The sequence below is a fragment of the Reticulibacter mediterranei genome, assembly GCF_016587455.1.
In genome coordinates this window covers 4,226,708-4,247,464 of the sequence record NZ_BNJK01000001.1, presented here as the reverse complement: position 1 = coordinate 4,247,464, position 20,757 = coordinate 4,226,708, and the positions used below count along the sequence as shown (strand labels likewise).

The 20,757-nt window shown below is 57.6% G+C and carries 17 protein-coding genes; 13 read left to right on the top strand and 4 right to left on the bottom strand.

Annotation, left to right across the window (positions count from 1 at the left end; translation table 11 throughout):
• The first annotated feature begins 32 nt into the window (after positions 1 to 32).
• The gene (locus K3T83_RS18310; RefSeq protein WP_220204398.1) at positions 33 to 1,349 is read left to right on the top strand and encodes a glutamate-cysteine ligase family protein; all 1,317 of its coding nucleotides are present in this window, start codon (positions 33 to 35) and stop codon (positions 1,347 to 1,349) included.
• Positions 1,350 to 1,532: 183 nt separating this feature from the next.
• Here the strand turns inward: K3T83_RS18310 and K3T83_RS18305 are convergent, their stop codons facing one another.
• Positions 1,533 to 1,889 carry a hypothetical protein gene (locus tag K3T83_RS18305; protein WP_220204397.1) on the bottom strand — a complete coding sequence of 119 codons (357 nt, stop codon included), beginning with the start codon at positions 1,887 to 1,889 and terminating at the stop codon, positions 1,533 to 1,535.
• A gap of 153 nt (positions 1,890 to 2,042) precedes the next feature.
• Between K3T83_RS18305 and K3T83_RS18300 the strand changes: the two genes are divergently transcribed.
• From K3T83_RS18300 to K3T83_RS18265, 9 genes are all read left to right on the top strand, one after another.
• Complete coding sequence (locus K3T83_RS18300; protein ID WP_220204396.1) at positions 2,043 to 3,149, top strand: ABC transporter ATP-binding protein; 1,107 nt, start codon at positions 2,043 to 2,045, stop codon at positions 3,147 to 3,149.
• A complete protein-coding gene (locus K3T83_RS18295) occupies positions 3,136 to 4,164 on the top strand; it encodes an ABC transporter ATP-binding protein (RefSeq protein ID WP_220204395.1) in 1,029 nt (342 codons plus the stop codon). Before K3T83_RS18300 ends, K3T83_RS18295 begins: the two co-directional genes overlap by 14 nt.
• Before the next feature lie 129 nt (positions 4,165 to 4,293).
• Complete coding sequence (locus K3T83_RS18290) at positions 4,294 to 5,997, top strand: ABC transporter substrate-binding protein (RefSeq protein WP_220204394.1); 1,704 nt, start codon at positions 4,294 to 4,296, stop codon at positions 5,995 to 5,997.
• A gap of 363 nt (positions 5,998 to 6,360) precedes the next feature.
• Positions 6,361 to 7,323 (top strand): ABC transporter permease, encoded by a 963-nt coding sequence (locus K3T83_RS18285; protein WP_220204393.1) that lies wholly within the window; start codon positions 6,361 to 6,363, stop codon positions 7,321 to 7,323.
• Positions 7,324 to 7,369: 46 nt separating this feature from the next.
• Positions 7,370 to 8,305: an ABC transporter permease gene (locus K3T83_RS18280; RefSeq protein ID WP_220204392.1), complete on the top strand. Its 936-nt coding sequence runs from the start codon at positions 7,370 to 7,372 to the stop codon at positions 8,303 to 8,305.
• A 469-nt stretch (positions 8,306 to 8,774) separates the two neighbouring features.
• Positions 8,775 to 10,250 carry a hypothetical protein gene (locus tag K3T83_RS18275; RefSeq protein ID WP_220204391.1) on the top strand — a complete coding sequence of 492 codons (1,476 nt, stop codon included), beginning with the start codon at positions 8,775 to 8,777 and terminating at the stop codon, positions 10,248 to 10,250.
• Positions 10,225 to 10,353, top strand: coding sequence for a hypothetical protein (locus K3T83_RS57240; RefSeq protein WP_268963467.1), 129 nt, complete (start codon positions 10,225 to 10,227; stop codon positions 10,351 to 10,353). The genes K3T83_RS18275 and K3T83_RS57240 overlap by 26 nt, the downstream gene beginning before the upstream one ends.
• 59 nt (positions 10,354 to 10,412) lie before the next feature.
• Positions 10,413 to 12,272, top strand: coding sequence for a hypothetical protein (locus tag K3T83_RS18270; RefSeq protein ID WP_220204390.1), 1,860 nt, complete (start codon positions 10,413 to 10,415; stop codon positions 12,270 to 12,272).
• 548 nt (positions 12,273 to 12,820) lie between these two features.
• On the top strand, positions 12,821 to 13,222 hold the full coding sequence (locus tag K3T83_RS18265; RefSeq protein ID WP_220204389.1) for a hypothetical protein: 402 nt from the start codon (positions 12,821 to 12,823) through the stop codon (positions 13,220 to 13,222).
• A 216-nt stretch (positions 13,223 to 13,438) separates the two neighbouring features.
• Here K3T83_RS18265 and K3T83_RS18260 read toward each other — a convergent pair whose 3' ends face one another.
• The 3 genes from K3T83_RS18260 to K3T83_RS18250 all read right to left on the bottom strand — a co-directional run bounded on the left by K3T83_RS18260 (position 13,439) and on the right by K3T83_RS18250 (position 16,657).
• Positions 13,439 to 15,511: a HEAT repeat domain-containing protein gene (locus K3T83_RS18260; RefSeq protein ID WP_220204388.1), complete on the bottom strand. Its 2,073-nt coding sequence runs from the start codon at positions 15,509 to 15,511 to the stop codon at positions 13,439 to 13,441.
• A gap of 4 nt (positions 15,512 to 15,515) precedes the next feature.
• Positions 15,516 to 16,100, bottom strand: coding sequence for an RNA polymerase sigma factor (locus tag K3T83_RS18255; RefSeq protein WP_220204387.1), 585 nt, complete (start codon positions 16,098 to 16,100; stop codon positions 15,516 to 15,518).
• Positions 16,101 to 16,279: 179 nt separating this feature from the next.
• Positions 16,280 to 16,657, bottom strand: coding sequence for a hypothetical protein (locus K3T83_RS18250; protein ID WP_220204386.1), 378 nt, complete (start codon positions 16,655 to 16,657; stop codon positions 16,280 to 16,282).
• 1,050 nt (positions 16,658 to 17,707) lie between these two features.
• Here K3T83_RS18250 and K3T83_RS18245 point away from each other — a divergent pair.
• The 3 genes from K3T83_RS18245 (at position 17,708) to K3T83_RS18235 (ending at position 20,660) form a co-directional block, all read left to right on the top strand.
• Positions 17,708 to 18,439 (top strand): hypothetical protein, encoded by a 732-nt coding sequence (locus tag K3T83_RS18245; RefSeq protein WP_220204385.1) that lies wholly within the window; start codon positions 17,708 to 17,710, stop codon positions 18,437 to 18,439.
• Positions 18,440 to 18,471: 32 nt separating this feature from the next.
• Positions 18,472 to 19,584 carry a hypothetical protein gene (locus K3T83_RS18240; RefSeq protein ID WP_220204384.1) on the top strand — a complete coding sequence of 371 codons (1,113 nt, stop codon included), beginning with the start codon at positions 18,472 to 18,474 and terminating at the stop codon, positions 19,582 to 19,584.
• A gap of 128 nt (positions 19,585 to 19,712) precedes the next feature.
• Positions 19,713 to 20,660: a gamma-glutamyl-gamma-aminobutyrate hydrolase family protein gene (locus K3T83_RS18235; protein ID WP_220204383.1), complete on the top strand. Its 948-nt coding sequence runs from the start codon at positions 19,713 to 19,715 to the stop codon at positions 20,658 to 20,660.
• The last annotated feature ends 97 nt before the right edge of the window (positions 20,661 to 20,757 follow it).

Below are 20,757 nucleotides of genomic sequence, written 5' to 3'. Positions count from 1 at the left end.
CTCAAGAGTCCACCTCAGCGAGAAAGAAGATCATGCACACCAACAACAAAACCACCAGCATCCTCCAAGACCTGGAGGCCCTCAAGGAGCGAAAGCGCGGCAAGGAGATCGAACTCCACGTCGTTCACCTGAGCGACGGTCGGCGAGCTACCGCCGAGGAAATGGTTCTCGTCTGGGCCTGGCTCGACAGCTACCTCCGGTGGGATCTCCTCCAGACCAGGGGAGTGAACCAAGACACCTTCGCAAAGGAGCTGTCCCACTGGCTCATCGAGCTGAACAGCCCGGTCCTCCGGTCGCACGCCGAACTGCGGTCGTGGTTCTTCGCCACGCTGGACTTCCTGCGGGATGGTCTCGCACAGTTCGACCTGACCATCATCGGGGTCGATGTCCACCCCCACGCCTGGGACGGACACTTCAGCCTCGCAGACATCCCGGAGTTCCCGACGTACCTGCGAGGAATCTGGCAGCGGATGGAGGGCCGGGCCAGGCCGTTCATCGGCCATCCCTTCGCAAAGTCTGGCCACGTGGCCTGCGAACAGGACCAGTACAGTGTCCCCGGTCTCAGCTCAACGCAGGAGTTGCATCTTCGCAACCTGGGTATCCCGCTCGTGCCTCTGTTCACCGGGGGTACGGCCAACGGTCCGCTATGTGTCCCCGCGAACGCGAACGCGCTAGAAGTCGTGGACACCGGGCTGGCAACGGTCCGCCACGAGTGGCTGAGCGTCCTGGAGAGCTTCGGGATCGGACCGGCGTTCGACGACGAAGCTAATTTCGTCAACTGGCTCGAAGGAGAGGTCGCATCCGGCAGGGTGGAGGCCAGGCGTGCAAAGAGCTACCTCCTCCGTCAGTGGCGTGGCGAGTACCGTGTCGCCCACGAGCCGCCTTCTGCTGGCGGGCCTCGTGACACCCACGAACACCGGGAGAAGGGAACGCAAAGCAGGCCGGAGGACACGCTGGCCTGGTCCGCGTTCGACGAGACTGTCTACGACTGGATCTACCTCCTGCACCGCAAGGGAACTCCCCCGTTCGCGTACATGAACGGGGCACAGAAGGATCGAGCGGCGGCCTGGATCAACGCCGACAGCCGTACGGCGGCACGCGACGGCCTCGAAGCCGTCATCACCAACCCGTTCACGGGCGACCAGGCGGACAGGGTCACCGTGAAGGAAGGCATCCTGCTCCTCGCCAGGGAGGTCGAGCCTCTGATGGTGGCCAAGGGTCTCCAGGAAGAGTTGGAGCGCATCCACCAGATCGCCAACGGAGACGCTGCATACCTCCAGCTCCGTCGCTCATTCCAGCAAGGAGGCGAACAGGGAGCAATCCAGTACCTCATTCGTAGCATGAGGTGAGCAAGCGGGCAGATCGCTGGAAATGGTTTCATGAAACCTCATCCTGGCCGCCTCCAATACTTCGCGCGGGATGTCGCCCGAATAAACTCCCGCGCGTGAGTACCTGACGCCAGAAACCGCTGGCACACCCTCTTCCTGCTGCCACGCTCAATCCGTCCCGCCTCCGTGCGGCACAGCACCTCCTCACACAATACGAATGAGGAACTGTACCGGGCGGAGGCGGGATGGCATCAGGCTATTCCAGCTTATCGAGTCATCGAAGGGAGGTAAGACATGGACTCGAACCACAAGGCAGAGGCAGGCGCCAACCAGCTCTATCGGATCGCCGAGCGGCAGATCGATCCGACTCTGAAGGCTGCCCTCATGGGCGCGGCTGGCCTGTACGAGGTGGGCCAGTTCGAGAAGGCCAGGGAGATTCTCGACTTGATCGGCTACGCGGCCCCCTGAGAACCACCGTAGACGTGGGGCTGAGGGAACGGCTTCATGAGCCGTTCCCTCAGCCCCACGTCTACGGTCGTGCTTTTCTTTTGCCTTTTTCATAAGTGCATCATTACGTCACGACAACATAATCAAAGAGGTGAGAAAAATTTATTCGATTTGTTGTAACCTTCCACCACGATTTGTTGTTATTGCCTGCACAGAGAAATTACAGAGATTGGCCGCAAGGCCATATGATGTACAGGAGGTTAGAATTTGGGAGAGCCTCTATTAGATGTTCAGAACCTCAAAACGTATTTTAAGACGAAATCCGGGTATGTGCGGGCCGTCGATGATGTGAGCTTCTCGATTCAGCAGGGCGAAAAGGTCGCTCTGGTTGGCGAAAGTGGCTGCGGCAAAAGTGTTACCTCGCTCTCCATCATGCGGCTCATCGCGCAACCGCCAGGAGAGTATGCTGGCGGTCATATCTATTTCGAGGGCCAGGATCTACTCAAAGTTCCAGAGCGAACGATGAGCGGTATTCGTGGCGGCAAGATTGGCATGATCTTTCAAGATCCTATGACCTGCCTCAATCCAACCATGCCCATCGGGGAACAGATCGCCGAAGGAGTGCAGCAACACCTCAAGCTTTCTGCACGCGCTTCCCGCCAGCGCGCTATCGAGCTGCTGGAGAAAGTTGGTATCCCCTCCGCTCAGCAGCGCTTCGACGCCTATCCACATCAGTTCAGCGGCGGCATGCGGCAACGCGTGATGATCGCAATAGCACTGGCATGCAACCCGAAGCTGCTGATCGCCGACGAACCAACAACTGCCCTGGATGTCACAGTGCAGGCGCAAATCCTCGAACTCATCAATACTATCTGCCAGGAATTTCATACCGCCCTCATCCTCATCACGCATGATCTAGGTGTGGTCGCAGGAGCCGCCGACCGTGTGCTGGTTATGTACGCTGGCAAAGTGGTTGAAGATGCACCAACCGAGCAGCTTTTTGCCGATCCTCGCCATCCCTACACCATCGGTTTGCTTGGCTCCGTGCCACGCCTGGATGAGGCACGGCAAGCGACGCTGCAAACCATCGAAGGAACACCGCCTGATCTGCTGCATCCACCCACAGGATGCCCATTCAAGCCGCGCTGCTACTTCTCCCATAAGATCTGCAACGAAAAACCTGCACTCACGCTTGCAGCCGACACAACCGATCATTACAAAGCCTGCTGGATCGACGTTACCAGCAAAGAGGAGCAGCGTTATGCGCAGGTGCGACGACGCACGCAGGCACTCCAGGTATTTATCGATGAGCAGTCGCGTATAGCCCACGCGACGGTGCCAGACCAGGGAGGTGCAGGCAATGACAACAGTTAACACTTCGGTAGAGAGCAAAACCCTGCTTGCTGTCCGTAATCTCAAAATGCACTTTCCCCTGACGCAGGGCATCGTCTTGCAGCGAACGATTGGCTATGTTAGAGCGGTCGATGGCATCAGCTTTAGCATCGAGCAAGGTAGCACGCTGGGACTGGTGGGAGAGAGCGGATCAGGCAAAACAACGATCGGTCGTACACTGATTCGGCTCTATAAGCCAACGGAGGGGCAGATTCTCTTCGACAACCAGGATCTCGCCCACATTGAAGGCGAACCGCTCCGGCAGATACGCCAGCGCCTCCAGATGGTCTTTCAAGACCCCTACGCCTCGCTCAATCCTCGTTTTACCATCGGGTCGCTGATCGCTGAACCCATGCACATCTATCATACCGGCTCAGCGGAAGAGATCCGCGAGCGCACCATCGAACTGTTGCGAGTGGTGGGACTGCGCCCCGAATATGTTGATCGCTATCCCCATGAATTCAGCGGCGGGCAGCGCCAGCGTATCGCCATTGCCCGCGCACTCTCGATCAACCCCGAATTCGTGATCGCCGACGAGCCGGTCTCGGCTCTGGATGTCTCGGTGCGCGCTCAGGTACTCAATCTTTTGCAGCGCTTACAGCAACAATTCCACCTGACCTATCTCTTCGTTTCACATGATTTGAGCGTAGTACGACATATCGCGGATCGTATCGCGGTGATGTATCTTGGGAAAATTGTCGAAATCGCAGACCGCGACGAGTTGTATACGGCTCCCAAGCATCCCTATACGCGCGTGCTGCTCTCGGCGGTCCCCATTCCTGATCCAGTGGTAGAGCGCAAACGTCAGCGCATCATTCTCTCAGGCGACCTGCCCAGCCCGGTTAATATCCCGCGAGGGTGCCGCTTTCATACGCGTTGCCCGATGGCACAGGCGATCTGTCGGGAGGTTGAGCCAGCATTTGAGGCCAAAGAGGGGCGTGAACACTATGCCGCCTGCCATTTTTCCGACAAGGTGGAACAGGAGCTTCTCGGCTAAAGGAGATGTGAGATAGCCGTTTTCTTTTTTCACCCCGTAGCCATTGTTGTAACCATTTCGTTCGCCCGATTGTTCTTTTCAACACAGAGGAAATATCATAGCTCTTCTCTCTTTTTGAAGGAGGATTACATGCGAAAGCAATCGCACACTCGCCACCTGGCATTGGTGGGATCTCTACTCGTCATCCTTGGGCTGATCCTGGGTGCCTGCGCGCCAGAGGGGAAGCCGACGACTAGCACAACCACCACGAATAGCTCACAGCCTGTCAAAGGCGGTGTCTGGGTTGACGACCTGGCAAACGAGCCTGACTCATTGATCCCTAACGCAACCGTACAGACGTTCGCATGGATGGTCATGCAAGCGTTATATGCTCCCTTGTTTACCGGCGACCCAACCGGCCATGTCCAGCCTGCCCTGGCGACCGAAGTGCCAACCGTAGAAAATGGTGGGGTGAGCGCAGATGCCAAAACCTGGACCTTCCATCTTCGCCCCAATCTCAAATGGTCGGATGGCCAGCCGTTGACCGCTGAGGACGTCGACTTCACCTGGAAGTTGTGGAGCAATCCCAAGTTTGGAGCCGCTAACGTCGTTGCTCTGCGCCATATCGCTTCGGCAGACGTTTCCGCCGATAAACTCTCCATCACCTTCCATCTCAAGGATTCCTACGCGGCCTTCCTGCCAACCTGGATCGATGGCATGCAGTCACCATTGCCGAAGCACTATTTCGCCAATATCGCTGCCGATCAAATCAAGCACTCAAAAGACAATCTGAAGCCCTCGGTCGTCAGCGGCCCCTTCACGATGCAGGAGAGCTTGCCGGGCGATCATTATACCCTGGTGCGCAACCCCAACTATTATCGAGCCTCCGAAGGACTGCCATATCTGGATAAGGTGATCTTCCGTCCAGTCGGCAAACAGGAGACGATTTTGAAAGACCTGCAATCGGGTGCCATCGACTCGGCCTGGTTCCTCGATTCTTCCAAGTTGCCGTCGTATAAGCAGCTCAACAACTACCAGTTGACGCTGGGCACCGCGGCCAACTACGAGGCGCTGCACTTCAACCAGAACAATCCCGCGCTCAAAGATGTCAACGTACGCAAAGCGATAGCCCTGGCAGTTGACCACGATCAATTGATCAAAGTCTCTCGCCTGGGTGCTGGTGTGCCAACCTGCACCGACCATACACAGGTCTACAACCCTGGCTATCAGGCCGATATCACTTGTCCGAAATTCGATCTGGACGCCGCCAATAAGCTGCTCGATGATGCAGGTTGGAAGAAAGGCAGCGATGGAGTCCGTCAGAAAGGCAACCTGCGCCTGGAGTTCCAGTATTCGACGACCGCCAACAACCAGTGGCGCGAACAGGATGAGATTATCAATCAGGCGAACTTCCAGAAAATTGGCGTGAAGATCAATATCCAGAACTATCCCGCCAGCACCTTCTTTGGCACCTTCCTGGCGAGCGGTAAAGCTGGTCAATATGATATGGCGGAATGGGCCTCCAGCTACAACTATGATGCCAACGATGCTGTCAACTTCTCATGCGACCAGATCGGCAAAGCCAATTTCAACTGGTATTGCAACCCGAAGCTGGACGATCTCTTCGCGCAGGAACAGGCAACCGCAGATCCAGCCAAGCGCCAGCAGATCTTCAATCAGATCCATGCAATCATGTTGACAGACTTCCCGGTCACGTTCCTGTTTAGCCCGAACGATATCTCCATCTCGAAAAAGGGAACGCATAACTACAAGCCCGGTCCCTTTGGTGCTGCCGAAACGGTCAATGTCTGGGAATGGTGGTGCGATGGCGGGCATTGCCCCTCTGCTGCATAATAGAGCAAACACTGTCGATTTCAAGCATTGACAGGCAACTCAGTCATGATTACCAGGAGGTCTCTCGTCACTATAAACAACGGAGACCTCCTTCTTATCTCAAGAACAAAATGCTTTTATAATGTGTCGTAGTACTTTATCAAGCTTCATTTGGCACATGACGCGGTGAGAACTTCCCCGTGTATGGCAGGGGCGATGGCTTGTCCTCGTCCGCCTCCACAGGCCGCGCGATGAGGCACCAGGGCGAGGACAAGCCATCGCCCCTGCCATACACGGGAACATGCCTGAGGAGTTTCTGGATACACCTCAATGAAGCTTGACAGAGGACTACGGAATTGGAATCCCTTCTATCGGAGGTACAACATGGGACAGTATCTTGTGAGACGCCTGCTTCAGGCGATCCCGCTCCTCATACTGATTTCCGTACTCATGTTTATATTGCTACACCTGCTGCCGGGTGGCCCCGAAGCTGTGCTGGATAATCCACAATTGGACGAGGCTGGGCGAGCAGCGCTGCGAGCCAGCTACGGTCTGAACGATCCGCTGCCAGTCCAATATTTTAAATGGATCGGCAATGCCTTGCGCGGCAACTTTGGCTTCTCGTTCTCGACGGGTCAGTCCGTAACAGATATTCTGGCGCAACGCTTGCCTGCCACCCTCGAATTGTTTATCAGCGCCTTCGTTCTGGCTCTGCTGCTCACCCTGGTTCTGGGCATCTACTCAGCGGTTCGCCAGGGACAGCTTACCGACTATACAATTACGACCCTCGCCTACTTTGGTATCTCAATGCCGATCTTCCTGCTGGGGCTGTTCTTCCAGGATATCTTCGGCGTCGCGCTTGGCTGGCTGCCAACATCAGGAACGGCTACGCTGGGCTATACGTTCAGCCCCCTTAATACGTTTCTCGACCATCTGCTCCATCTGATTATGCCTATGCTGGTGCTGGCGATCTCCTTCACAGCACGGTGGAGCCGCTATCTGCGAGCCAGCATGATCGATGTGATCAAGCAGGACTACATTCGTACGGCAAGAGCAAAGGGTGTCTCCTCGGCGCGTCTGTTCACAAAACATGCCCTGCGCAACGCGATCATTCCTCTTATTACCATCGTTGCCATCGACTTTGGCGCAGTGGCGGGAGGCGCAACGATCACAGAGGGCATCTTCGCCTGGCCCGGCATGGGACTGCTCTTCATCAACTCGCTGGAGAAACGAGATTTCCCCGTCCTGCTTGCCATGCTGATGCTCAGCGGCATACTGGTCATTCTGTTTAATCTGATCGCGGATATCCTCTATGGTGTCATGGACCCGCGCATTCGCTACAGCTAGATGCTGCTATCAAACTCTTTCTATATATAAAGAAGGGAGTTCTCGCATGGAGATTTTTGAGCAGACCAATACCACGCCCGAAGAGTCCCCGGAGCCGCTGGAAGAACAATCGCCAGTGCTCGTTCAGAAAAGGCGCAGCCAGGGCCGAATCATTCTCGACCGCTTCCTGCATCATCGCATGGCTTCAGCCGGAGCCATCTTTCTGATCCTCCTGTTCCTCTTCTGTTTCCTGGGTCCGCTCGTAACGGGACATAACCATCCCGACGACGTGGGAGTGGCCGCGCCTTTTGCACCCGCATCATTCCAATTGCCTCTCGGGGCCGATGATGTGGGGCGCGACGAGTTTGCACGCGCGATGGCCGGGGGACAGATTTCGCTGCTGGTGGGACTCAGCTCGATGTTCGTAGCAATCGTCCTGGGCGTGGGCATCGGCGCATTTGCCGGCTACTATGGCGGTATCGTGGATAGCTTGCTGATGCGCATTACGGACACGATCCTGGCAATCCCGCTCTATCTGCTGCTGTTCGTCCTCTCCGCCTCGTTCACTAATGGATCGCCGCTCAGCGTGATCTTCCTGATCGCCATCTTTGGCTGGACGACGGCGGCCCGACTGATTCGCGGCGAGTTTCTGGCACAGAAGGAACGCGAGTATGTGCTGGCCGCACAAACGATTGGCGCGCGCCATTTCCGCCTGATCTTCCGCCACATCCTGCCCAACGCAGCGGGGCCAATTATCGTCAACGCTACGCTCCAGGTCGGTAACAACATCATTCTGGAATCGATCCTGAGCTACTTCGGCTTTGGCATCAAGGTACCTCTGGCAAGCTGGGGCAGTATGGTCAGTGCGGGACAGGGCTTCTTCGATAATAATCCCGGCCTGGTCTTCATCCCCGGGCTGCTCATCTTTTTTACAGTATTAAGCTGCAACCTCGTCGGCGATGGACTCCGCGACGCACTCGATCCCCACATGACAGAACGTTAATGTTCTCCCTCGTAGCGACAATCCCTTGCGGTTGTTGCGGTAAATGTACGCTTTGTGCATATCCACCGCGACAACCGCAAGGGATTGTCGCTATGAATGCGTCCTCTTTACATGCCAGTGCATGCGTTTCTCTCAGCCTCTCAAGCGGCTTCATGGCAAGCAGGCATTGCAATTTTCGCAGCGACAGGGTACAAGTAAAAGTGAAAGATATTGGTCCTATTACCAATCGGGAGGCTTGTGTCCTCAAAATAGGCGTGTCAGTCATATCCGCGTCTAATAGATAGGCCGGGGTCGTTTGAGTAGTACCTCGCTAGTGAGCCTGGCTCAAGGTTCGCATCAAACCTGCTCTACCATGATGGGCGTCTCTCATCCCCACAAAGAGTGATTTGTCGCCAGGCATATAGTTGCCAGACATTTCCTCCTTTTCAACTCACCCCCAACCCTCCGGGAACAGTACAAAGGAAGGGACATGGACCTCTTCATCGAAATCGTCGGCCCGCTGACCGTCGCCGCGATGCTCGCGTCGCTCGTGATCTGCGCGGTGGACGGAATCAAGCGGGCACCCACCCCCTACTACGACTACGTGCGCACGAACAACCTGAGCAAAACGGCCCTCACCTACGGCATCGTCGGGGCAACGCTCGCCGGGTGGTCCTGGTATCGCTACGTGACGCTGCCGACCCCCTACGGAGTCGCCATCGCGCTCGGTATCATCATGGTCATCGCTGCCTCCATCTTCGGGTTCGGTGGCTACTGGGCGGGCCGTGGCATCTACAGGACGAGCCGGGCGCTTCGGCAGCGCATACTGGGGAGTCTGAGCATCGAGGAGCAGCGTGAGCTCGTGCAGACTCTCCCGGGTGACATTCTCAGCGCTGAGGTGCTGGCCCGCATCGCTGCCGAAAAGCTCACACTGAGCATCAAGGAGCAGTGTAAACTCGCGCTTTCCCTCCCTGGTGACATCCTCAGCGCTGAGGTGAGCCGACGCATCGAGGCCGACACGCTGAATGGCGAGGAGCAGTGTAAACTCGCGCTTGCCCTCTCCGGTGACATCCTCAGCACTGAGGTGAGCCGACGCATCAAGGCCGACACGCTGAATGGCGAGGAGCAGCGCTTGCTCGTGCTTGCCCTCTCCGGTGACATTCTCAGCGCTGAGGTGCTGGCCCGCATCGCTGCTGAAGAGCTGAACGTCAGGAAGCAGCGTGAGCTCATGCAGGCTCTCCCGGGTGACATCCTCATCTCTGAGGTGGACCGACGCATCGACGCCGGCACACTGAGCAACAACGAGGCCAGGCGCATCGTCGGGCGAGCACCCCGCCAGAGCTTGATCGATGCGTTCTGCCAGATCAAGCTGAGCGACGGCGACCTGACCTCGTACGATCTGAAGAGGCTCGCCAACTGCCTCGGACTCGACCGCCTGGTCACGATGGTGAGCAGCCTGGACACGGACAGCCTGAACGACGACAACCTGAAGAAGCTCGCCGACCTCCTCGACCTCAAACGGCTGGTTGACATGCTCCTCTTCCAGATCGCCACACAGGAGGAGCGATCCTACACGCGCCTCAACACAATCGACCAACAGATCAGGGAGCTGAACGGCACCCTCCGGGAGTCCGATGGTCGTGTAGTTGAGCTGCGGGAACGCATTCTCACCAGTTCTCAGGCGAACAGCGAGCTGCCGGACGAACTCCGTTCCGTCAACTCAAGTTCCCTGACCCAGGCCGAGGTAGAGCGCCTCAAGGGAATGATCTTCACCGACGAGGAGCGTAAGGAACTCCTCGGCGAACTGATGAAGATGCTGACCCGCATCTCTCGGGACAACGCGAAGCACGATGGCCTGGAGCAGCGACGCACCAGCATGGTTCGCCAGCAGAACATCCTCCGAGGGTTGAGGCCCGCAGCACAGAGGCTCAAGGATCTGCTTGACGGCTACGGCACCAAGCAGTAGCACCGGCCCACAGGCGGGCGGCGCTCTCACTGCGGAGCGCCGCCCGCCCTGCTCGTCCCCCAACGAAGCAGTGCCACCCCTTTCCCTGCCCTATACAACCTGAACGCTACACCTACCCCATTCTGCATCATCCCCAGTCCAACCCGAAAGAAAGGACGCAAGATGGGTACGCTCAGTGAGTTGAAGCGCATCATCGAAGGGTATTCCGGGATCGCCGATGTCTCCGAGCTGCTGAAGAAGCTGCTCGACAACATCTCCGGTCCCGACTTCGTCGTCTGGCAGCAGAGCACCAGGCAGGAGCACCTGCAGATCTTCGCACAGTTCTTCGAGCAAATCGGCGTGAACGACACGCCGCAGCCCACGCCTCGCCCCCTTCCTGCCGGATTCGACAGGCGCTTCAACGACCCCGCCGACCCCATCGCGCCCATCTTCGAGCGCATCTTCGGGGACGCACGACTTCTGCGCCGCTGGATGAAGCAGCTCGACGAACACATCGAGCGCACCTCTAACCTCAAGCTCGACGAGATCGACCTGGCGGCTCGCAGCGGACAGCGTCCCGTCCGCAAATCCATCGTCATCATCGGCGGTGGTCCCCTCACCTGTCTCGTCGCCAGCATTCTCGCGCCGTTCCACCGCGTCACCGTCATCACAGACCAGCGACGGATCGGCGGCGACTGGCGCAACTCTCCCTTCTGGATCAACAGCTCGTGCGCTATCTCTGATTTCAGCGCACCAGCACTGCCGACCCAGGGGGGACCGACAACGCACGTGGTCAACAGCCGACAGGTCTACCTCAACGTTGACCTGTTGCTGAAGGGAGAGACCAAAACCGTCACCTGCGACGACGGAAGCACAGTCCAATACGTTCCTGGCACCGCACTGGGAGATCTCATCGCGACAAACATGGTGCTGGACATAGATGAGTGCCTGCTGGGGCAGCGGGTGGATTTCTCCCGGTTGCGGCGTACTCAGGACGGCCTGCTCGTGGAGATGGTCGACGCAAGTGACGGCACCCGACGCACTCTGCTCGCCGACACCGTCATCTGCTTGACAGGGCCGGGACGAGAGCAGACAAAGATCGCCGACACCAAAACCCGACAACTCCACGGTCGAGTGGCCCGCGAACTCGACGAGGATCTCCTGATGGTGCGGGGTCAACTGGCACCGTTGCGTAAGGAGCGGCGGCAACTCGAAGGCGTGCCCACAACTCCACGGGTGAGGAAGCGCCTTCAGGAGATCCGCAGAGAGATGGCGCAGATCGCCAAAAAGGTCCGGCCACAACGCGTGTGGACCCTCACGGCGATCCAGAAGCTCTACGAGTTGTGGTCATACGACCTGGACTATGACCCGGGCGCGTACCCCTTCACGGACATTCTCTACGCGGAGAGCATCGGTTTCATCGGCGACGGCAATACCATGTGCGTCGCCAAAGAAATCATCGACGGAACGGCTCCGTCCTGCGCCTACCGAAACGGCTCCTCCCCGGCAGGTAGGCCACGCGCAACACTGTACAACGTACAGGCCAGCACGCCAGAGAAGTTCAACGAACAGAATCGGAGGCGTTACGCAAACGTTTTCACGCCCGGAACCCGGTCGATCCCGGACAAGGCCACCTGGTATGAGCTGCAAGAAACGTCCGTGGAGATCGTCCATTACGATGCGGATGGTCTACTCCGCCGGAACACGTTCGGCTTCCTGTTCGACGCGACGGGTCTGGACAGGAAGCCGCCGGAGAGCCTGCTCTACCGGGGACTCTTCGACATGGTCGATGTCAAAGACCTGGAGTCCAACGTCGTGGCGCGCGGAGACACGAAGGCGGGCCTGTACATCGCCGGGTCAGCGGCTGACCTCGAAATCTCCCAGCTCCCGGGCGATCTTCAGGCGATCTTCCGAGAGCTGAAGCTGAGCGACAACACCATCTCGCTCTGGCTCAATGGCCTGCTGGTCGAGCGGATGGTCCTCTCCATCGCCGCAACGCGTCCCCCCACCAGGAGGAGGCCACTGACCGGCAACCGCTACTAGCAGACCGGAACAGCAGCAACAACCAGGAGGGGACGATCCCGGCGGGACCGTCCCCTCCTGCTCCATATATGGAATTTTCCTTTCAAAGGCGGAAATGTTTTTCGTAGTGGAGCGATGTATCGCGGTGAGGGAGCCGCTTGTGAGGCCGAACCACCGCGATACATCGCTCCACTATGAAACTACGAGGCTTCCCGATCTTGTTTATGTAAATTCATCAACGTCATAAACTATTACATAAAAAATTTTTTTGCAAATGAGTTAGCACAACCTAACTCACTTTAATCGGCCTCTAGAGCGACTTCACACTATAACAGGCTTGATTTCCTCTTCATAGAATGCTATAGATATTAGCAGGTGCTAATATTCCCTGACAGTCGGACCAACATTCCATCTGAGAAAGGGAAACGATGCTGCCTCATCGAAAAAAGGCACAGTGAGCCGACCACTCCACTGCAAAGGGCCGGAGGTGACTGTTGCTACCTGAATAAGCATGGCGTAGCGTCAACGAGAGACAAATCATCAGAGAGACATAACCGAAAGGGAAAGCGATGTATCAGGCTCTTTTCGAGGTAAGAGTCGCGCCGGTCGAACCCACCCGGCAGAGCATCCCCAGCCAGTTCCTCACGCAGAGCGAAGAGAGTGAAGAGTTCATCTTCTTCGCCGCCGTCCACGTTGCGGGCTTCTGCCCTTGCAACGCGAGGCACTACCTGAACACGGCAATGGAAGAACTCCCCGCGTCCGAGTACTCCAGCCGTCGCACCCGTCTGATCAGCTTTACTCGCATGGAGGAAGGCGCAGAGACGGATGCAGAGCTGCGACGTACGGCCATCTTCTCCCGATTCGACCGCGCCGTCGCTCAGAGCCACATCGAAGCCGAGTTCGTGGACATTCCGCGCTTCCCGCTCAAGGACAGGAGCTACAAGGACGGCGTTCTGACACGCTGGGCCTAGCTCTCTCTAGACGGGCGACGCTTCCTGGGCGTCGCCCGTCCCGCCTCCAGACACACAAACGACGCAGCACGAGATAGCTGATCCCGTCACCATCGCCATCAGCACAGGGCCGCAGTAGTCCCCACCAGCAGCAAGTGGGCCGACCACACGTTTGAGGTGGTCGGCCCACTTGCTGGCTCCGCTTTTTTTGTCTTTTTATCAATCGATCAACAAGCCTCAAGACGCTTTCCAGACCAGTATAAGGCCATCAGCGCTGGCCGAACTGATATGTTTACCGTCAGGCGACCAGGACAGAGCTTTGATTTGCTGATGATGGCCCTGATAGGTCGAAAGCAGATCGCCGGTCGTTGCATCCCAGATCTGGACAATACCATGCTGCGTTGTCGTTGCTACATGTTTGCCATCGGGCGACCAGGCGACGACCGCGCTCCAATTTGCATTAGAAGCACTGGATTGATCGGCAGTGGAATGGAATAGCAGGTGATTATAGCTTCTTCTATCCCAGACGCGCACCTCGCCATCATCCAGCGCATAGGCAAGATGAACGTTGTCCGATGACCAGGCCATATTGAGGACGCGGAACGGAACAGGCACATATGGTACGGTCATTGGATCGGCAATAGATGTACCTCGCGTCACGCTCCAGAGATCGATAATACGCATCTCCCCATTATCGCTGGCCGTAGCAAGCGCTGAATTGTCGCTGGTCCACGCCAGCGAGGTGATCTCTCCGGGCTGGCTGGGATGCACGACAATCACAGCATGCGTTGCCAGCGTCCACACGCTCACGGAACTCTGACGGCCAGCAGGCGTCGTTATCGCCACACGCTTTCCATCTGGCGAGAGAGAGACAAGAGGCTGTGTGGACTGAGCATACAGCAGGGAGAAGACGGGCTGCATACTCTTCCCAGCGATCAATTGCAGCTTTCCATCGTTGGTCAGGATGGCAATCTGCAAGCCACTTGCAGGCCAGTTCAGCGCCAGTACTTTCTTGAAAGGTCCATAGGTCGTGACCAGCGTTTTATTAGAGGTATTCCAGACCTGCACCCAACCATTGTTGGTGGCAAAGGCAACCAGATTGCTCTCACTGGGAGTCTCTGAAGGCGCAGCCCAGACCAGATCGGTTGCTGTTCCCGAAGGCATCTGATAGCTAAACACAGCGGCGCTATCGAGCGTATTTCCGCTGCCAGTCGTCGTACCAGGCCAGTGGCTCACCAGCAGCCAGGAAAGGCCAATTGCAGCAATCAACACTGCAACGAGCGCACGTTCGATGGTACGCCGCATTGTTACCCGACGCGCAGGAACAGCAGTTCGTCGTGGCGGGAGCACCTCAATAGGTGTATCGTCCTCTCCCTCTTCCCCTAAATTGTTCTGCGCTGATCTTATTAAAAGATAGGAAGTGGGAAGGGGAAGTTTATCCACCTCCTGCTCAACCAGTTTCCCTGTAGAGGGGGAGCGATCTTGCTTGTTAGATGAAAGTAGCAAGTCATGTACGATAGGGCCAGTCGAGCGAGAGACAGGGCGGATTGCTTCTGTATTCCGATCATTATTGAGGAACGGCGTAGCGGGCAATTGTCGCAGAGCACCGGCTGCTGCCTCCCGCACCTGCTCGTCTTTATCCCTCAGAGCCGCCAGGAGCGGCTCACGTGCTGCCTGTCTCCCCAGTTTACCCAATGAGCGAGCGGCAGATTCTCGGACCTGCCAGGCGGAATCCTGCAATGCTGCGATGAGAGGAGCGAGGGGAGCACGAGAATCAAGCTGTCCAATGGACCACGCAGCGGCGGTACGCACCGAATCATCTTCATCGGAGAGGGCGATAATCAGCGGCTCTATCGGCACGTGTGCTGCTTCCTGCTTGCCCAGCGCGGTTACAGCAGCCGTACGGACGTGCCACGAAATATCCTGCAATGCTGCAATCAAAGGGAGAATGGATGACTCGACGCGGATCATACCAAGAGACTTTGCTGCTGCGGCGCGCACCGCCTGATGTTCGTCCTGGTGCAAAACTGCACACAGAACTTCTATCGGCGCATCCTGCTTGAACTTTCCAAGCTTGCGGACAGCTGCGACACGACCTACCCAGTCTTGACTGTCGAGCGCAGCCACCAGTTGATCCACCTGCGTCTCCTGCGTGGAAGAGGCTCCGTTTTGTCCTCCGTCCATGCCCCCACTGCCCATACCAAGATAAGCCAGCACTGGTGGAACAACCGGAATAGACCTCTCATCAAGATGAGATGACTCTGCTTGCTGCGACTCCCTTGTTCGCTGCTCTTGCTTGTCAAATTCCATGACCTCACCTTACTTCATTTCTGGGTATGGTCAACGCTTTCCGCAACATCTGGATGCCACGATGCACATAGACCTTAACCGTTCCAACTGGTTGCTGAAGAATTTCGGCAATCTCACGATAGCGTAGCTCTTCAAAATAATACATACTGACCGGCACACGATAATTTTGCGGAAGCGTAGCGACCAGGGTTTCAAGTTCCTGGCGGCGTTCAACCTGTTCAAACGCAAACTCTGGATGCTCATCGCTCAACTGGCTCTGCTCAAAAGGGGAGTTTTCTTCCAGAGCTTCAAGATAGACCTGAGAAGAGAGTTTAGAATGTTTGACATGGTTACAAAAAACGTTCCAGGTAATTTTATAAAGCCAGGGACGTGCCTTCAATGTCTGGATTTGTTCGAGTGTGTAGTGATCCAGGGCGAGGTAGGCGCGAATAAACGCCTCCTGCACAATATCTTCGGCATCTTGTAGACTCCCTGTTCTGCTCAAGATAAAAGCCTTGAGCGGCTGCCAGTAGAGCATGACCAACTGTTCGTGGTACAGATCCACGTCGGCAGCGAACTGGTCCAGGTTTACTTCGTTGCTCGTATTCATGGCAACTCCATGCATCATCTTTCATGCTGGGCAGACTCGTAACTATAACCCCAAAAAGATGAAAAAGGTTACAAACGATTGTTAAGGGATGAAGTGGCAACATTGCCAGGGGGTTTGCGGCAAAGCGTATGATGTGTGGTGAGATGGTTTCGTGAAACCATGCATCTCTCTCAACAAATTTAATCGAGAGTTGAAGGGCGTTGAAAGTGCAAGGTATAGCCACATTCGCCGACGCAAAGAATGGTAATACCGTGAACTTTTAATTTGCCATTTGCATTGCTCACATGGCGCGTGACATGCCTGCGCTCGGCGAGATTGGCGCACTGCTGCAACTCCTCAAAGCTAACATAGATATTTGGGGTTTCCGATGCAGAGCGCCCAGGCTGTTGGAGCTGTTCAAAGTGGCGAAACAAACGCATACACAGGGTATATTCAGTTGGCGAGAGCCGTGCCAACCGTCCATTAATCTGCAAGTGATGAAAATGATCGTTATGGTAAATAGCATAGCCCGCCAGTTGCGGTCCCTCACAAAGCTCATCTGAGAGTATGCGCCCCATATCTGCATGTCCTCCAACGCACGGTAAAAATGATGGAAAGTATTGCCCAAGTGTACACAGAAAATAGAAGGAAGAGAGCATATTTTTAGCGCTCTTTCTGCGTCAAATCAGCTAACTATGATGAGAAAATGACATCCACGCCGTTTTTTGCCCAATATGACTCCTGAGAGCTGCTTGAAGGCGAGAAAAATAGCGAAAGATCGACGGCTGAGGACTGACAGACGAGGTTAAAGTATGCTTCCTCTATAAACCCGCCAGAATTGTGGGCCTGTTTCCTGACGAGCAGAGTGTTAATCGTTCATTAATATGTTGTTAAACGAATATATCGGCTTTACAGGCGGCTTCATTACCTCTTAACATTGTATTTACAGGGGGGATATGGTACAGAAATAAGCAGAAAGATCTGATTGCATAGCTGCAAGAAACGGCAGAGCGCCATTACTGCCGGAGAAATACAAGGCCGTCTCTCCAACGTCAGGAGGTACAAGATCGCTGTAGAGTGATCGAGCTGGCTACCACAGCAGAACAACGAAAGGTAGCGTGAGTGCCTAACGTGATAGGCATATGAGGCGTTTCATCTCACAGACGCCTCATGGTTGAGCAAAGCTCGCCGCAATCAAATCACCATCCTCAATACCACTCACCAACTTCCAAGGTCAGGCAGATCTCCCTCTGCCTGACCCTTCATCGTGGTTCAGCACATTTCTAGTGCGCTGTACATACGCACCCGGTAATTAAGGTGTGCGTGTGTAGAGCGGGGTAGAGATGTGCTTGTCACAATTCTCCCCACATCCATTCTCCTATCTCAAGGAGGTAGCTCCTGGCAAAAGAGTCATAACTACATACTGCACCTCGTCCCCCTGACCACCGCTTTCCCCGTCCCCTGACAACAATAAGAGGAGGTTGTAGTGGGAGTCACGTAGAAGCGACTCTCCGCAGGTCGGTTCCACAGACGGCCACAATTCCACCCCAGCAAAAATCTCCGGCTGATACTTCTTCGAGGCCGCCGGCCCAATCAGCCACAACGGTACAATCTTCCGAAGGAGAGTCATGAAGACTCGAGACCTCGAAAAGGGTGCCGAACAGCACCCGCCCGCCGCCTTGCAGCGGCTGCTCCTGGCGCTGGTCAGCACGCAGTTCGGCTCCTGGAAGCGGCTGCTCGCCCTCCTGCCCGTCATCGGCCTGGTCCTTCTGACCGCGGGCGCCAACACCGTCCTGTCCCTCCCCCACAATGTCGCGCTCGCACTGCCCTACGGCACCATCCTGGCCGGCTTCGGCTTCATCTGCTGGCCGCTGGTGAGCAGGAGGCGGCTGCTCGTCCTCCTCTCGCTGCTGGGCTTCAGCTTCCTGGCGGAGGTCGGAGCCGCCGTCCTGCCCGACCTCGTCGCCCTGGCACGGACCGACATCACCGTCCAGGTCCTTCAGAGCGCCGGCTACCTGGCAGGAGCAGGCTTCGTCTACCTGCTCCTGATCAGCCTCATGGGCAGGAAGCGGCTGCTCGGGGTCCTGGCCCTGCTGGGGTTCGGCCTCGTCTACGCGGCGGAGCTGACCGGGAACCAGGCGACCGCCTACATGCTCCCGCAGGTCGGCACGCTCTACCCGCCGACCATCGCCCACTGGGCGGCGAACATCAGTGCGTGGGCAGTCGCAGCCATCCTGTTCATCTTCAGCCTGGGCGCGGGCTCCTGGCTCAATGGGCGCCGGGCGATCCTGGGCTTCGTGATCATGGCCGGGGCTACATCACCCTCGCCGTCTGGGTTCCCCCGTCGATCTTCGCGCTGAGCATCCTCGTCCTCGTCGGGTGCTCGTCGGTCGTGGTCGCGTTCGTCCGGCCCGCTGCCGACAGGGTGGACACGGGCCTGCCCATCTCCAACAACCAGGTCATCAGCGGGGCCATGATCGTGCTCGGACAGGCGTTTCCGTTCGCCGTGGCGTGGAGCGGGCCTACCTTCGGGCCGCGTCCGACCTGGGGCGTTCTGGTCGCCGGTGTGCTGCTCGTGGCCTTCGTGATCGGCTTCATCCTGTTCGGGATCTACGAGAAGGATGATGGCGCCCTCAAGAGCAAGCAGGGATGGAAGGCCACCGCGAAGGCCACGTGGACCCCGTGGGTGCGCAAGGCCGCGCTGGTCAACTTCCTCTCCGGCTGGGTGCTGGCGGGGCCGCAACTGCGACTCACCACTCAGTTCCACCTCCTCGGCCTGCCCCAGACCGAGTGGTTCAGGAACTGGGCGTTCGCGGCGGCGGCCGTCGGTGCCATCATGATGCTCATCGTCTCGCGGGTCGTCCACCAGTGGCGGGACCGCGGCCTGTACGTCGCCGCGATCATCACCGCCATCGGCGCCGCGTTCCTGGTGGTGACGAACCACCAGACCAGCGGGTGGGTGCTCATCCTCGGCATCGACGTCATCAACCTCGGCGCCAACATGTTCGAGGGAGCGATCTACGGTGAAAGGGCGCTGAAGGCGCTCCAGGTGCTGGGCATCAACTCCTTCCGGGCGTTGGCCTTCGGCCTCGGCGGAGTCGTCGCCCTGAGCGTGGGATCTCCCGCGTACACCTGGGTGGCGCTCGCGGTCAGCATCGTCGGGCTGTTGCTGACGGTGCTCTGGCGGAAGGAATGGGTGATGGACATCAAGCACCCGCTGAAGCTCCGCAGCTTCCACGCCGTGGCGGCAATCGCCCTCGCGCTGGGCACGGCCGTGCTGATGATCATCACCGGCGGGATCATCGTCGCCTGGATGCTCGGCGGCCTGACGCTCACCACCGCGGTCGTGCTCAGCATCAAGTACATCCTCAACAGGATCGCCGCCATCGAGGCCAGGACGACGGCCCTGGAGACCGAGCACAACCGCAACGCCGAACGGGAACAGCGGCTGTCCGAAGCGGCAGAGAACACCCGGGAGGCGGAGGGGCTGGACGACCTCTCCTGACGCCTCCCGGTCAGGTCGTAGCGCGGCGTGGGCCTGCGGGTCCGCGCCGCGCTGCGGCGCTCCCTGAAAGTCATCCCCCAAACAGAAAGACAGAGAGCAAACACGTCGCAGACACACATGGAGTCTTTGTGGAAACGCAAACAGAAGACGACAGGGCCGATCTGAGGGCTTTCGTACGAGACCGTCTCCAGGCCATCGGCGCCCACGAGTTGATCCCGCACGCAGACAAACTGCTCGGGTCGCGGCGCACGCGACGCAGCCCGGGTCAGAAGCCGACGATCGCGATCATCGCACGGCCCGGCGAGAACGAGATCGGAGACATGCACATCCGCTACGAGCAGGCGTCGGAGCCTCTGGTGAGTCGGCTCCATGAGGCAGGTGCAATCCCCCTCATCGTCCCGGAGACGGGTCGCCTGGAAACCATCGCGCAGACGTTCGGGCCGGACACCATCTTCGACGGCGTCGTCGTTCCGGGAACGGACTGGTCGGACCTCTCGCCGGAGTGGTACGGCGAGGATAACACGGGCGTCTCCCTGAACACCGATCGGGAACTCGACCAGTTCGACATGGCCGTGATCCTCTGGAATACTCTGATCCAACCCATGCCATTCCTGAGCATGTGCCTGGGCTTCCAGGCCTGGAACGTGGCCATGGGCGGCTCGCTGTACCAGGATCTGGTCAAGCAACGAGGATCGGAGAAGCCGACCCTGAATCACTCCAGGTGGGAGTGCGGTCCACACGCCGAGCATCCGGTCAGCATCGACGGGAACAGCCAGCTCTACCACGCGCTGGGTCGAGAGAAGCGGGTCCAGACCAACACCCTCCACCACCAGGGAATACGAGAGGTGGCCCCCGGGCTAATCTCAGTCGCGGAGTCCTTTCCCGACTGCGTGCCGGAAGCAATAGGGTTCAATCAGAGGTGGACGAAGCCTCTAGGGCTGCGGACCCAATTCGCCCTCGGAACGCAGTTCCACCCGGAGCTGGAGGTCACGGATCACGCGTCGGCGCTCGCCCTGAACAAGATCATCCCGTACTTCGTCCAAAAAGCGGCCCAGGCGGCCAGGAAGCGGCGCTGACGATCAGGGCAAGCGTGTTAGGCACCACAACGCAGTAACAGGACCGTAACAGTTCACTGGCCACAAAGCACCAACCAGTAACCGGGGCCACGATCCC

Bases quoted from the DNA above. Each gene is read 5' to 3' on its own strand.
- K3T83_RS18310 (WP_220204398.1), top strand. From the start codon at position 33: ATGCACACCAACAACAAAACCACCAGCATCCTCCAAGACCTGGAGGCC.
- K3T83_RS18305 (WP_220204397.1), bottom strand. From the start codon at position 1,889: ATGAAAAAGGCAAAAGAAAAGCACGACCGTAGACGTGGGGCTGAGGGA.
- K3T83_RS18295 (WP_220204395.1), top strand. From the start codon at position 3,136: ATGACAACAGTTAACACTTCGGTAGAGAGCAAAACCCTGCTTGCTGTC.
- K3T83_RS18290 (WP_220204394.1), top strand. From the start codon at position 4,294: ATGCGAAAGCAATCGCACACTCGCCACCTGGCATTGGTGGGATCTCTA.
- K3T83_RS18285 (WP_220204393.1), top strand. From the start codon at position 6,361: ATGGGACAGTATCTTGTGAGACGCCTGCTTCAGGCGATCCCGCTCCTC.
- K3T83_RS18280 (WP_220204392.1), top strand. From the start codon at position 7,370: ATGGAGATTTTTGAGCAGACCAATACCACGCCCGAAGAGTCCCCGGAG.
- K3T83_RS18275 (WP_220204391.1), top strand. From the start codon at position 8,775: ATGGACCTCTTCATCGAAATCGTCGGCCCGCTGACCGTCGCCGCGATG.
- K3T83_RS18270 (WP_220204390.1), top strand. From the start codon at position 10,413: ATGGGTACGCTCAGTGAGTTGAAGCGCATCATCGAAGGGTATTCCGGG.
- K3T83_RS18265 (WP_220204389.1), top strand. From the start codon at position 12,821: ATGTATCAGGCTCTTTTCGAGGTAAGAGTCGCGCCGGTCGAACCCACC.
- K3T83_RS18260 (WP_220204388.1), bottom strand. From the start codon at position 15,511: ATGGAATTTGACAAGCAAGAGCAGCGAACAAGGGAGTCGCAGCAAGCA.
- K3T83_RS18255 (WP_220204387.1), bottom strand. From the start codon at position 16,100: ATGAATACGAGCAACGAAGTAAACCTGGACCAGTTCGCTGCCGACGTG.
- K3T83_RS18250 (WP_220204386.1), bottom strand. From the start codon at position 16,657: ATGGGGCGCATACTCTCAGATGAGCTTTGTGAGGGACCGCAACTGGCG.
- K3T83_RS18245 (WP_220204385.1), top strand. From the start codon at position 17,708: ATGAAGACTCGAGACCTCGAAAAGGGTGCCGAACAGCACCCGCCCGCC.